Here is a 13,630-nt window from a genome sequence, read left to right as displayed (position 1 = left end):
TCATCAGACACCAGTGCCTCTCGCGCTATGGCTGTCACCCTGTCTCCACCTCACACTGAAAACTGACGCACACCGTATTCGTATTTTTCCCTCCGCATGACGCAACATTTGGCACCAACGTACCAAAGGCGCAATTTCATTCACGATAAACCTTGAATGAAGAAAAATTGTTCTAGGGTTTTAGCAAGCCTCTGTTGATAGAAGTAAGCAGTTGTCAGGGAGGGCGCGGCCAAATTCGGCGTACATTTGCGGTATCAGGAGAGGTATACCATGGACAAAACCCGTCTTTCTCGGGCAATTAAGGGCGCGATCGCAGCGGCAGCCGTTACATCCAGTTTTTCAAACGTATCCATTGCTCAGGATGTACAGGCAGAGGTTGAAGAAATTGTCGTAACCGGTTCTCGTATTCAACGTGCAACCGACGCCAATAGCGCCACCCCCATCAGCGTGTTTGACGCTGCGGCGCTGGAGCAATCCGGCCAGACAACACTGGAAGATTTCCTGCAGGATATTCCGTCCATGACCGGTGGCCAGTTGGGCTCGTCCGTGAACAACGGCAGTGCCGGTCTGGCGACGGTATCACTGCGCGGTCTGGGTGCCAGCCGTACGCTTGTACTCTTGAATGGCCGCCGCCTGAGCTCATCCGCCGGCGCCACCGGCGTGGTCGACCTCAACACCATTCCCACCTCGGTAATTGAGCGCGTGGAAATCCTGCGTGATGGTGCCTCCACTATTTATGGCTCCGACGCTATCGCTGGGGTTATCAACATCATCACCAAAAAGGGCTTTGAGGGCGCAGAGCTCACAGCCAACTACGGCTCATCCACCCACGGCGACGGCGATGAATACCTGGCAGCGATGACTATCGGCGCGGCAAATGATCGCGGCCACGTCATGCTCAATGCCCAGTACACCAAGCGCGACGATATCTTTCAATCACAGCGCCGGTTTTCCGAATGTCCACTGGCAGAAATTGGCGGCAACGTCGTGTGCTCGGGTAGCTCAACAACGACCCCCGCACGTTTCTCCCCGGTCGCCAACAGCGACCAGCTGATCGTCGACCCGGTAACCGGTCTGGTCCGGGATTTCGATTCGACCATCGACGCGTACAACTTTGCTGACGTCAGCTACCTGATCACGCCGCAGGAAGTGGCCTCAATGTACGGCTACGGAAGCTATGAGCTGTACGACTGGAAAGATGTCACCACCATCAACGCCTTTACCGAGCTGTCGTTCGTCAACCGCCGTTCCGATCAGCTGATGGCCGCCGAAGGTACTTTCTGGGGACCGGAAGTGCCGGTAACCAACCCCTACAACCCAATAGGTGAGCCGGTAAACATAGGCCGTCGTCTTGAAGAAACCGGTGGCCGTGCATTTACCCAGGACCTGAATACCTGGCGCGGCGTTGTCGGCTTTGAGGGCGAATGGTGTAACGAGTGGACCTGGGACCTCTCCTACAACTACGCCCGCTGGGTGGATGCGCAAATTGACCGCGGCCGCGGCAACACCGTGCGCTTCCAGAATCTGCTCGACCCGGATGCCTGTAACGCGGTGGATAGCGAAGGGGAATTTATCAATCCTGGCTGTGTTGAGGCCCTGGAAGCTTCTGGCGTAGAAGCATGGGATCCCTTCACCGAAGGAACCCTGACTCAGGAAATGCAGGACTATGCGCTCATCACCAACTCACCGGTTGAGCGCTCCACCCTGCGCAGCTTCCAGGCCAACCTGGTGGGCGACTTCGGCGACTGGTCTCTGTCCAGCGAAGCACCCCAGTGGGCGGTCGGCTATGAGCATCGCTCAGAAGATGTTGAAATCATTGCCGACGGCGCCGCCCAGATCGGACAAATCTATTTTGTCAGCGGCGATTCCTGGAGCGGCCGCTATAACGTCGACGAATTCTACGGCGAGGTGCGCATTCCCATTATGGAAGGCCGCCCTTGGGTTGAAGTCCTGGCCCTGGAAGCCTCTTTCCGCTATTCCGATTACAGCACCATCGGCGATGACACCACCTTCGGCGTGGTATTGGAATATGCGCCCCTGGAACAGTTGCGCTTCCGCGGCACCTACTCCGAAGGCTTCCGCGCACCGGGCCTCGACGACCTCTACCTGCCGCCTACCGTATCCGCAGAAACCTATGCAGATCCCTGTAATGACTACAGTCTGAATGACAACGCCAACTTAGTGGCCAACTGTCAGGCCGATGGCATTGCCCCCGGCACCACCATCACCACCCAGGCCACTGGTCTGTTTGGCGGTAACGCGGATCTGGAAGCGGAGAAATCCGAAAGCTACACCATCGGTATCGTGTGGACCCCCACCTTTACCGATGATATGGGCTTCACCCTGGACTACTTCAACATCAGTATCGACGACGCCATTGGCACTCTGACCACCAACACCATTGTGCAGGGATGCTACGAGAGCCCCAACTTCAGCTCCCCCCTGTGTGAACTGATCACCGGCGCTCCCGCAGTAGGCATCAGCCCCTCCTCCGCTGCACCGGACCATCGCGCCAATGACCTGACCATCGCCGGTCAATTATTAAACAGCCAGAACGTTGCCACCTTTGAAACCTCTGGTGTCGACATCGGCTTCGACTACAGCATGCCGGCCGGCCCCGGCGTGGTAACGATCAATGCCACCGCCACCTACCTGCATGAGTGGAAATACCGCGGCAGCTCCGAAGACCCCACCATCGACCTGGCGGGATACTTCGGCGCAGACCCGGTAACCACCGCAATCGTGGCCTTCCCGGAATGGAAGTTCTACGCAACCCTTGGCTATGAGTACGATTGCTGGACCGCAACCACTACCCTGCGCGTGGACGATGGGGTGAATGATTTTGATCCCAGTGAAGGCGATCTGGCCACGCATATTGATACCCACTGGTATCAGGACATGAACTTCTCCTACTACCGCTGGGAGAACTTCACCGTCTCCGCGGGTATCCGCAACATGTGGAACCAGCAGCCCCCCTACGTCACTAACTACGACGATATGAACACCCTGATGAGAAGCTACGACACCGTCGGCCGCTTCTTCTACGGCAGTGTCACGTTGAAATTCTGATTCCGTTCTCCTCTCCTTTCTCTGCCCCGCCCCTCCGGCGGGGCTTTCTTTTGCCTCCGCTCTTTTCCTACTCGACTCTCTTTACCCCACCCCGCCGCTGTACAAATTTTGTACCTGCCTGACGTGCCATTACGAGATTTGAAAAATTTGTGATTTTTTTTGAGGGGGTTCTCTTACAAACCGTTACATAAGTGTTGGGAAGGAAATGACCACTTGGGGGTAGTCATTTCCGTCAATCGCCAAAATCTGGCAACACACTATAAATCCAACGATCAAGAGAGGATTTACGATGAAAAAGAACCTCCTGTCTGTAGCCGTAGCCGCTACGATTCTGGTTCCCGCGCTGCCTGCGTTTGCGCAGGAAGATGCGAGCACGGTTGAAGAGGTTGTAGTTACCGGTTCGCGTATTCAGCGCGACGCAAACGAGACCAGTGTCAGCCCGGTTACCTCTGTTAATGCAGAGGACCTGAAAGCCACTGGTATGATCCGTGTTGAAGACCTGATCAACGACCTGCCGCAAGTAGCAGCAACTCAAACCGCTGGTCAGGCGAACGGCTCCACCGGTACAGCGACCGTTTCCCTGCGCGGCCTCGGCTCACAGCGTACCCTGGTGCTGATCGATGGTCGTCGTATGCCTGCCGGCTCTCCTTTGGCTGGTGGCTCCGGCGCTGACCTCAACCAGATTCCTGGCGCACTGGTAGAGCGCGTTGAAGTACTGACCGGTGGCTCTTCCGCTACTTACGGCTCTGATGCCATTGCCGGCGTTGTGAACTTCATCATGATGGACGACTTCGAAGGTGTTCGCTTCGACAGCCAGACCAGCGTTTATCAGCACAACAACGATAACGGCAAAATGCAGGACCTGGTGTCCTCTTATGGCTTCGACGTCGCTGACGGCAGCGTAAGCGACGGCGAGACCAACGATTTCTCCATGATCATGGGTGCCAACCTGGACGGCGGCCGCGGTAACGTTACCGCTTACGCCAACTATCGTAAAATTGATGCAGTTCTGCAGTCTGACCGCGACTACTCCGGTTGCTCCCTGGGCGGCAGCCCAGACAACTTCTCATGCGGCGGTTCCTCCACTGTGCCCTGGGGTCGATTCACCGACTTTGGCGCAAACTCTGGCGATACGACTGAAAGCTTTGACTACAGCGTCGACGGTACAGGCTTCACCGAATTCGGCCGCCTGTACAACTACGGCCCGCTGAACTACTTCCAGCGTCCTGACGAGCGCTGGACTATGGGCGCCTTCGGTCACTACGACATCAACGACAATGCCACTGCCTACGCTCAGCTGATGTACGCGGACGACCGCACCGTTGCCCAGATCGCGCCGTCCGGTGCTTTCTTCGTGACCAATGACCTGTTCTGTGGCAACCCCTTCCTGTCCGAAGAGCAGTACGATGCCATCTGTGGTGTTTATGGTCTGAGCAAAGACCAGTTCGTCAGCGATCTGGTTGTGGAAAACACCGACGCAGAAACCGGTGAGATTACTCGCACCCCCGGTGCCATCTATATTGGTCGCCGTAACGTTGAAGGCGGTCCTCGCCAAGACGACATGCGCCACACCACTTTCCGCGGTGTCTTCGGTGTTCGCGGTGACATCAATGACAACTGGTCTTACGACGTATACGGTCAGTACTCTGAAGTTAGCCTCGAGCAAACCTACCTGAACGATATGTCTTCCAGCCGTATTGGTCGCGCACTCGACGTGCGTGTCGATGCTGATGGCAACGCAGTGTGTCAGTCTGTCCTCGACGGTTCTGATCCTAACTGTGTGCCCTGGAACATATTCCAGGAAGGTGGCGTAACTCAGGAAGCCATCGATTACCTGGTACTGCCGCTGTTTGCCCGCGGTACTACCGATCAGGAAATAGTTTCCGGTTACGTAACTGGCGACCTGACCGACTACGGCGTGAAACTGCCCAGTGCTGACAGCGGTGTTGCCGTGGTTATGGGTCTGGAAAGCCGTCGTGAGTCACTGACTTACTCCCCGGACTCCGGCTTCCAGAATGGCGAAGGTGCTGGTCAGGGTGGCCCGACTCTGCCAGTAGATGGCAAGCTGTCCGTAAAAGAAATCTTCTCCGAAGCGAGCATTCCGCTGGTTAGCGGCAAGCCCGGTATGGAGTACCTGGGACTGGAGGTGGCTTACCGCTACTCCGACTACTCCACCGACGAGCAGACCAATACCTACAAGCTTGCTGCTGACTGGGCCCCCATGAACGACCTGCGCGTTCGTGCGAGCTTCCAGTCCGCAACTCGTCACGCCAACATCCGTGAACTGTACCGCGCCCAGTCTATCGGCCTGTTCGATATGACCTACGATCCCTGCGGTTCCCGCACCGATGCCGACGGCAACGTTGTAGGCCCGACCGCCACTCTGGAAGAGTGCATGAACTCCGGTATCACTGCCGCTACGTACGGTGGCGCCATTGACTCCCCGGCTGGTCAGTACAACTACATCGGTGGCGGTAACCCGGAACTTGCTCCGGAAGAATCCGAAACCCTGTCTTTCGGTTTCGTTTACACCCCGGAAATGATCGCCGGCCTGAGCCTGAGTGTTGACTACTTCAACATCCAGGTGACCGAAGCGATCGCCGGTATTAACCCGGAAACCATTCTGGACAAGTGTCTCGAAACCGGTGATGCCCTGTTCTGTGATTCCATTAGCCGTGGTGGCAACGGTAACCTGTGGATCGGCACCGCCGCTATTTCCGCAACCGACGTCAACATCGGCTTCTTTGAAACCGAAGGTGTTGACATCAATGCCAACTACGGTTTCGAAGTTGGTCAGTACGGTGGCGTTGATATGAACTTCATTGCTACCTACCTCACCAAGTGGGATCAGCAGGAGTTTGTTGGTCAGCCAGTTGAAGACTGTGTAGGCGTTTGGAATGGCTCTTGCGGTACTCCGACTCCGGAATTCGTAAGCACCCTGCGCGCAACTTGGTCGACTCCTTGGAGCGTAAATGTGACCGGTGCATGGCGTCACATCGGCGGTGTTGACGATCTGGGTGCGAATGGCGCAGATTTCGATGCATACAACTACTTCGATCTGTCCGGTTCCTGGGCTGCAAGTAACAGCATCACCATCCGCAGTGGTATCAACAATGTCTTCGACAAAGAACCACCGCTGACTGCAGACGCTGGCCCCAGCATCTACGGTAACGGCAACACCTTCCCAGGTATCTACGACGCCCTGGGTCGATACGCCTTCCTGGGGATTACCGCGGACTTCTAATTCTTCGAATTAGAACCCTGGTAATCAGGAAAAAGAAAAGGCGCGGTGGCAACCACCGCGCCTTTTTTAATTGCTTCCGTCCTTTTCCCGTTGTTTGCCCTCCCTCGAGAAAACGGCAGAAAACTAAGTGTTAAGCACCCAGCGTCTGAATAAATTTCTGGTAATGTCTGGAGCGCTCGCAAGAGCGTGTGTGCAGCCCCTCCCTGACCTGCCAAATACTGGCGGTTTTGACGTAGTTACTGCGCTCGGAAAAATTCAGGCACTCGGATTCGAAAGGTAGCGAGAGAAAATCCAGCACCTTGCGCAGCTCCAGCTCTGAAGCCGAGACCAGGCTTTCGTACTGTACACGACAGATACTACCTGGGAAGATTGACTCCCAGAAGGTCATCAATTTTTCCTGCTGATGATAGTAGTGAGCGATAGACTCCAATTCAGTCGAATATTTCATATCGCCACCCAGCTGCTGAAAATAAACCGACAGACAGTTATCCAGCAGTGATCTCCTTGTCCACAGAAATTTCGCCCGGGGAAACAGCTGCTTGATAAACCCCACATAAAGGAAATTATCGGGGCGCTTATCCAGTACCCCCTCGGAAACACCAAATCGATCGATGTTTTGCTGGCGGTACCTTTCCGCAAGTCTTTCTAGCTGATCCTGCTCCAGGTCTGATGACGACAGGGGATACTCTTCACCCCGCTCGCCGATGATCTTCGGGATGGTGTCAATTTCACCACCCGCAATCAATTGGCTGTGGCCACTCAAGATCTGTTCAAGTAATGTTGATCCAGATCGAAACATGCCACAAATAAATATAGGGCTATACGAGTCCGCCGCACTTCTGATTGGATAAGTCTCGCGGTACACGTCGATGATCTGTTGAATATCCGATGAATGTTTGTCGGGACAATAGACGCCAAGCCGCTTCTCCCCTAAGCGGTTAGCTTCAGTGAAAGCGACGAATGCCTCGTCATAACAGGCGCAGTCATCCAACACCTTGCCCAACGCAAAGCACAGCTCTTCTTTTTCCAATGCTGAACTTCGACCACTTTCAATCAAAGTACGCAAGCGCCCAGGGAGATCACTGCCACTGTGAGCGCGCTCAATGTGGGCAATTCGACAAAGTGCGGCGCTGTATTCTGGGTCGAGATCCAGAATCCGCTCATACAATTTACGCGCCTCGTCTTTTTCCCGCCGCTCTTCCATCAATCCACCAAGATTGAACAGCGCAGGAAGGTACCCGGAATTGATCGCCAGCGCCTCTTCAAGCAAGTATTCGGCCTGCTCTTCCCGTCGGAGGTCGGAACAGATAGCAGCCATATTGGTATACACCTCTTCAGGGGTAGTTACCCCAGTATCCAGAGCTAACTGATAACGGGTCAATGCGGCGTCCAGAAACCCCTTTTGCCTGAGCAACCAAGCCAGGTTGAAATGACTTTCCGCCTTGTCCGGCCATAGTTCCAGATATCGTTCATAAGCAGCGATACAAATATCAGGCTCACCAGCTTGCTTGGCCAATCGGATCAATTCCAGATGATAATCAGGAACTGCAGGGCCGATCACACACAAAATATTCAATGTGGCTAAAGCGTTACTTATATCGCCACTGGTCATGAATAGATGCAACAATTCCTGGTGAATAGCCTCATCTGCAAGCCCTGTTGCCAACAGCTTGCGATATGACATTTCTGCAGAAGTGTAATCACCACGTACAATCTGACTCCTTGCTTCCGCTACCTGGCGCAAAAAATCATCGGAAAGGTTCATGGGAGGCTCTGAGGGTATACAAATGAAAATGGGTGCAATGGGAAATTGAATGGACAGGACGTGCAGCGGGAAAGAACGCCTTCAATGCAACTCTGTATGCATTGAAGGCCACCGTTCAGAGAAACCTTTGGCGGTTAGTGATTAACCCCCATCCGGGTTACCCTGCATTCCACGTATATTGGAGTCGTTGATCATTCTGGAGGACTCTTCTGACATCCGCGCCCACTCTTCGGCCGTTGCACAAAGCTTTCTTTTAAATCGAGATCCCGTGATCGCTTCTGTTTTACAAATTTTTTCATCTTTTGCTGCGAGGCTCGTAATTTCTGCATCTTCGCTTTCAGCCACACTATCAGATGCGACTACTGCCTCGGCTTGATCACTCCCTGAGCCAGAAGTCGAAGCACACGCAGCCAGCAGGCATGAAATAAAAATCGTCATTAAAAGTTTATTAAAGCTCATAGCAACAGTATCTCCTGTTTATTACCTATATCAAAAGTTCAAATCCTTCCGTAATCCAACCTGATAGTACCCCGAGTGGAGTAACTAACCAAACTCACACTGTTTACATTGTGGTTCAAACGATCATCTACCCGCTACCAGCTTCCATGCCAGCGGCCAGTCGTGCTGATCTGAGACCAACGCCCCCGCTTCAAGAATCTCAAAACCATTCTCCCTGATCTGCTTCAAAAGCTGCTCGAACGCTCCCCGGTCTGCTGCCGCATCACACATAGACCCCATCCGTCCAGCAAACTCTGCTAACTCCCGATGAAGGCTTTGCAGCCATGCCAGAACTTCATCACGATCAAACTTTGGGAGGTTCGTATGGATGTGATCGACGTCTTTATAAACCTGGAGCAATAGGCCATTGGCAACGCTCATCCCTAGATTCGCCATTAGATCTTCGAGCTTTCGAAAAGCAGGGATGAGCGCCTTTGAACTTGCTTCATACGGCTCCCGAGGCCCGCCGCGCAAAACCTCAAAGGCGTCCCTGAACATAGCCAGCGATAATTCGATAAACCTGCACCGTTCAAGGCCGACGATACCCTGCAAATTTGCAGTACATTCGCGGTGTATGGCGCCATCGTGATAATGAAGGAGCATTGCTAGATGCCCTCCCGGGCGAACCGACAACCCCATATCCGAAACCGCCGCCAGTCCAGCGTACTCAACCCCAAACTGACTGACAATTACATCCATGCACTCTGGTATCAATGGCCAAGTTGCTGCATCGGCAACAATACCCTGAGTACCGATTGCCCGCTCACAAACACCCTTCACAGCACTGGCCGAGATATCCATACAAAAGGGGGAAACGTATTCGGGCGTCAGCCCATCCACTGCATATTTGAGGATGGCTCCCCCACCACTTGCCACATCGAGAACCCTGAGCGGGCTGGCTGGATCGACCAGTTTCTTACCTGCCAGCACGAAAAAATTATGCCAAAATTGCGAAACGGCGGACAAATCTGTCCCGTTGGCCACCTTATTCCCTGCTGCATAAGCGCCTCGCCAATAGTTTTGCCAGTTTTCAGCAGATTTTGAGCGCATAGTTTCTTCAATATCGATTTTAGGAATTGGACTTAAACCCTTTTGACCTACTCCAGCTACAGACTTTACAGGTCGACCAGCTATTAATTTTTGAAACGCCGTACTTTAATAAAGACGAACAACACCCCTCATCCCACAATCACCGGACAACCCACTTCTGATGGATACTTTGACCGCATTCCTCACCCTGCTTTTCGTCATGGACCCGCTGGGCAACATCCCTGTATTTCTGGCGGCACTGAAGAACGTACCGCAAAGGCGCCAGCTCTTCGTCATCATGCGTGAGCTGATTTTTGCGCTGATTGTGCTGCTGGTATTCCTGTATGGCGGGCGATTTGTGTTGGCCTGGTTGGGTTTGTCGCAGGAAGCCATTCGTATTGCCGGCGCGATCATTCTGTTTCTGATTGCGATCCGTATGGTGTTTCCCATGGAAGGCGGGATTATGGGGGAGCGATTGGAAGGTGAGCCCTTCTTCGTGCCGCTGGCAGTGCCACTGGTAGCCGGCCCGTCGACTATGGCTATCCTGATGCTGATGACCAATAGTGAGGGCGAGCAGCTGTGGAACTGGACCCTGGCATTGCTAGGCGCCTGGGCAGTGTCAGCGGTTATCTTACTGGCCTCTTCACCACTGGCTCGACTGCTGGGGAACCGCGGTCTGATCGCCGTTGAACGCTTGATGGGGATGGTACTGGTAATGCTGGCCGTGCAGTTGTTCCTGGATGGCATCAAGCAGAGCCTGAGTTGAGGGACTCTGGCAACTTACATCTGCCAGTAAGTCAGCAGCCAAATCCGTTTATTTGCTCCCGCACAAAGCAAAGCTACCAGAACATTCAATCACCAAACAATCAACAACCAAGATAAAGCTTCGAAAAATAGACACTCACGTCACTTCCGATCAATTTGCAGCCAGTCACTGTGATTGATCGGTTTTCGAGCGTCCTACCCGCACCCCCTACATAGCTACATCTATCCTATTTTTTATCCTAAAACGCAAATCTGTAATAAAAAATAAAAATATTTGTGAATCTTAACACTTTGTAACGTACGAAAAATAACCACAAAGTACAGAAAAAGATCAAATTTATAAAAAACATAAGTGTCACTAGTGACACGAAAGTTCCACAAATAAAAATCATCCCTTAAAGTCACGTCGCACTAAAAACTATCAATCCAACAAAAAGTGCCTCTAAGTACATAAAGGATGCAACTATGATCAAGACCAAGTTGAGCATTGCTATTGCGGCATTCAGCACTTTGGCTGCAGCTGCAGTTTCCGCCCAGGAAACCGCTGCAGGCCCGGTTGTTGAAGAGGTTATCGTCACCGGTTCTCGTATCGCGCGTGATCCACTGTCGACGACCGGCCCGATTACCATCGTAGATTCCGAAGCGATCAGCCGCTCCGGCGTCGGCACCATTGATGAGCTGCTGAACCAGCTGCCGTCCATGGGTACCACCGGTATCAATGCCAATGACAACAACGGTGGCCAGGGCCTGGCTTTCGTTGACCTGCGCAACCTCGGTTCTGCCCGTACTCTGGTGCTGGTAAATGGCCGTCGCTTCGTATCCTCCGCTTCCGGTGTGAGCTCCGCGGTGGATATGAACAACATCCCGGTTGAGATGATCGACCGCATCGAAGTACTCACCGATGGCGCTTCTGCAGTTTACGGTTCCGACGCCGTCGCTGGCGTTATCAACGTGGTCATGAAAGATTCCTTCGACGGCGTTCGCATCAACGCACGTGCGGGTGCCACCTCTGCAGGCGGCGGCGAGAATGGCGACCTGTCCATCACCTTCGGTAACGAAGCAGAGCGCGGCAGCTTTGTCGTCAACCTGAGCCACAGCCAGCGCGATGAAATCACCTACAACGATCGCGGTTGGGCAGGCCTGACCAGCTCCATGGGTCCGAACGGTAACATCTTCACCAATTACGGCAGCTTCAGTATCGCCGAAGATGGTGAAACCCTGGGCGCTTACTCTGGTTACGACATTGGCCAGCACATGTGGCTGTCTGGCGCCATGGAGCGTACTTCTGCTACCGCTTCCGGTAAGGTTTCCATCACCGACGCGGTAGAACTGTGGGGTGAAACAAGCTACACCACCAAAACCACCAATCAGCAGCTGGCAGCACAGCCGATGTACGCTGGTAACGGTTTTGTCCTGAATCCGGAAGAGCACCTGCCGGAAGCCATCAAGACCCAGCTGCAGGAAGCCTGGCAGAAAGCCGACGACGCTTACCAGATTGAGCTGGCTGCCTACAACGCGGCCAAAGCCGAGTGGGAAGCGCAGGGCAGCCCGGAAGATCTGGAGCCTGAAGCACCGGTTGCATCTCACGGTACCGATTGGGTCGACGGGTTCTCCGACTTCCGCATCCGTCCAGTCTCCGGCGGTACCCGCGCATACGAACAGACCACCGATACCTTCCGTATTGCCGGTGGCTTCCGCGGTGATTTCTCCAATGGTTGGAGCTGGGACACGTTCGCCAGCTACGGTAAGAACGAAGGCGATAACGTAACCCGCAACTCCTACAACAAAACCAAACTGGAAGAGATCTTCAGTGGTGAAGCGGGCCTGGCCTACGATTTCGCCGGCGGCATGAGCCCGGAAATCATGGATTACTTCCGCTACGACGACCGTGAGAACAATTCTTACGAGCTGCTGAACCTGGGCGCGTCGCTGTCTGGTGATATCGAAGCGATTGCCTTCCAGGGCGGTGCACTCGGCTTTGCGGCTGGTGTTGAATACCGTGAAGAGTCCGGTGAGTTCAACCCGTCTCCGGAAACCCAGAGTGGCGAAACCTTCGGTAACCAGCAAGACGCGACCGGCGGTGAGTACGACGTAACCGAGGTATTTGCAGAATTCAATCTGCCGATCCTGCAGGGTGCGCGCTTCGCAGAAGAGCTGACCGCAGACATCGCTGTGCGTTACTCTGACTTCAGCACTTTCGGTGGTCAAAGCACCGGTAAAGTGGGCCTGGTTTACGCACCGGTTGAAGACGTGCGTTTCCGTACCAGCTACTCCACATCTTTCCGTGCGCCCGGTATCTACGAGCTGTTCAGCGGTTCCGCTCAGAGCTATGAGTACCTGATCGACCCGTGTGACACCAGCGCGTCCAACAAGGAAGGCCAGGGCGATTACTGTGGTAGCGAAGTTGGCGCCGGCTTTACCCAGGCAGGCAACCAGGTTCCGACCAACATCGGTGGTAATGAAGAGCTGACACCGGAAGAAGCGAAAACCTTCACCGCCGGTATCGTGTGGACTCCGAGCTTCGTGGACGACCTGTCCATCACCCTGGACTACTACGACATCAGCATCGACGACGCGATCACTTCTCCGGACCTGCAGCGCATTCTGGATGACTGCTTCCGCGAAGGTATCGCAAGCGCCTGTACTTTCGTAACCCGTGGTGCCGGCGACCAGATCGTTGCACTCGAAGGTGCGAAGATGAACATCGGCAAGGTTGATACCCGCGGTGTCGACGTAGACATCGTCCACAACCTGCACTTCGATGCTGGCCGTCTGGGTCTGCGTGCTCAGGCTTCCCGCCTGCTCGAGTACAACGAGTTCAATGAACAGTCCGGCACCGAGTCTGACTACCTGGAATACGTTGGCACCACTGGTGGTCTGTACGTGAAATGGCGCGGCCTGGCCAGCGCTACCTGGTACGGAAACGACTGGGACCTGGGCGCTGAGATGCAGTACTTCGATGACGGCTACAGTGCGTACAAGCCGGTTAACTCCATGACTTACCTGAACCTGCGCGCAGGTTGGGATATCAACGAAGGTACTCGTCTGTCCGCAGGTATCGACAATGTTGCCGACAAGGCTCCAGAAGATACTTCCGGCTATGGCGACTGGAACAGCTTCTACGACTTCCAGGGTCGTTACTTCTGGGCTGGTGCTTCTTACCAGTTCTAAGAGCTGACTTCGGTCAAACTAAAAAGGGGGACGCCAATCGGCATCCCCCTTTTTTTTTGAAACACTCTCAACAAAGTCGTCAGTGAGCA

General features: G+C 54.1%; 7 protein-coding genes. 4 read left to right on the top strand and 3 right to left on the bottom strand.

Translation table 11 applies throughout. The features are described 5' to 3' along the window. The first annotated feature begins 270 nt into the window (after positions 1–270). Positions 271–3,069: a TonB-dependent receptor plug domain-containing protein gene (locus tag PVT68_RS16520; RefSeq protein WP_280320013.1), complete on the top strand. Its 2,799-nt coding sequence runs from the start codon at positions 271–273 to the stop codon at positions 3,067–3,069. A gap of 289 nt (positions 3,070–3,358) precedes the next feature. Further along, on the top strand, positions 3,359–6,313 hold the full coding sequence (locus PVT68_RS16515; protein ID WP_280320011.1) for a TonB-dependent receptor domain-containing protein: 2,955 nt from the start codon (positions 3,359–3,361) through the stop codon (positions 6,311–6,313). Between the two features lie 130 nt (positions 6,314–6,443). On the opposite strand, the gene PVT68_RS16510 is transcribed toward PVT68_RS16515, so the two are convergent. From PVT68_RS16510 to PVT68_RS16500, 3 genes are all read right to left on the bottom strand, one after another. Further along, positions 6,444–8,078 carry a tetratricopeptide repeat-containing sulfotransferase family protein gene (locus PVT68_RS16510; protein WP_280320008.1) on the bottom strand — a complete coding sequence of 545 codons (1,635 nt, stop codon included), beginning with the start codon at positions 8,076–8,078 and terminating at the stop codon, positions 6,444–6,446. Positions 8,079–8,219: 141 nt separating this feature from the next. Beyond that, on the bottom strand, positions 8,220–8,537 hold the full coding sequence (locus tag PVT68_RS16505; protein WP_280320005.1) for a hypothetical protein: 318 nt from the start codon (positions 8,535–8,537) through the stop codon (positions 8,220–8,222). Between the two features lie 123 nt (positions 8,538–8,660). After that, positions 8,661–9,626: a class I SAM-dependent methyltransferase gene (locus PVT68_RS16500; RefSeq protein WP_280320003.1), complete on the bottom strand. Its 966-nt coding sequence runs from the start codon at positions 9,624–9,626 to the stop codon at positions 8,661–8,663. Positions 9,627–9,786: 160 nt separating this feature from the next. Here PVT68_RS16500 and PVT68_RS16495 point away from each other — a divergent pair, with 160 nt between their 5' ends. Further along, complete coding sequence (locus PVT68_RS16495) at positions 9,787–10,371, top strand: MarC family protein (RefSeq protein WP_280320000.1); 585 nt, start codon at positions 9,787–9,789, stop codon at positions 10,369–10,371. Positions 10,372–10,835: 464 nt separating this feature from the next. Then, on the top strand, positions 10,836–13,541 hold the full coding sequence (locus PVT68_RS16490) for a TonB-dependent receptor plug domain-containing protein (protein ID WP_280319998.1): 2,706 nt from the start codon (positions 10,836–10,838) through the stop codon (positions 13,539–13,541). Positions 13,542–13,630: the final 89 nt, after the last annotated feature.

This window comes from Microbulbifer bruguierae, from assembly GCF_029869925.1.
Taxonomy (GTDB): domain Bacteria; phylum Pseudomonadota; class Gammaproteobacteria; order Pseudomonadales; family Cellvibrionaceae; genus Microbulbifer; species Microbulbifer bruguierae.
Note: the sequence above shows the minus strand (reverse complement) of the source record. Positions and strands in the feature narration are given on the sequence as shown.

Excerpts from the sequence above, each read along its gene's own strand:
- PVT68_RS16520 (WP_280320013.1), top strand. The coding sequence starts at position 271 with ATGGACAAAACCCGTCTTTCTCGGGCAATTAAGGGCGCGATCGCAGCG.
- PVT68_RS16515 (WP_280320011.1), top strand. The coding sequence starts at position 3,359 with ATGAAAAAGAACCTCCTGTCTGTAGCCGTAGCCGCTACGATTCTGGTT.
- PVT68_RS16510 (WP_280320008.1), bottom strand. The coding sequence starts at position 8,078 with ATGAACCTTTCCGATGATTTTTTGCGCCAGGTAGCGGAAGCAAGGAGT.
- PVT68_RS16505 (WP_280320005.1), bottom strand. The coding sequence starts at position 8,537 with ATGAGCTTTAATAAACTTTTAATGACGATTTTTATTTCATGCCTGCTG.
- PVT68_RS16500 (WP_280320003.1), bottom strand. The coding sequence starts at position 9,626 with ATGCGCTCAAAATCTGCTGAAAACTGGCAAAACTATTGGCGAGGCGCT.
- PVT68_RS16495 (WP_280320000.1), top strand. The coding sequence starts at position 9,787 with ATGGATACTTTGACCGCATTCCTCACCCTGCTTTTCGTCATGGACCCG.
- PVT68_RS16490 (WP_280319998.1), top strand. The coding sequence starts at position 10,836 with ATGATCAAGACCAAGTTGAGCATTGCTATTGCGGCATTCAGCACTTTG.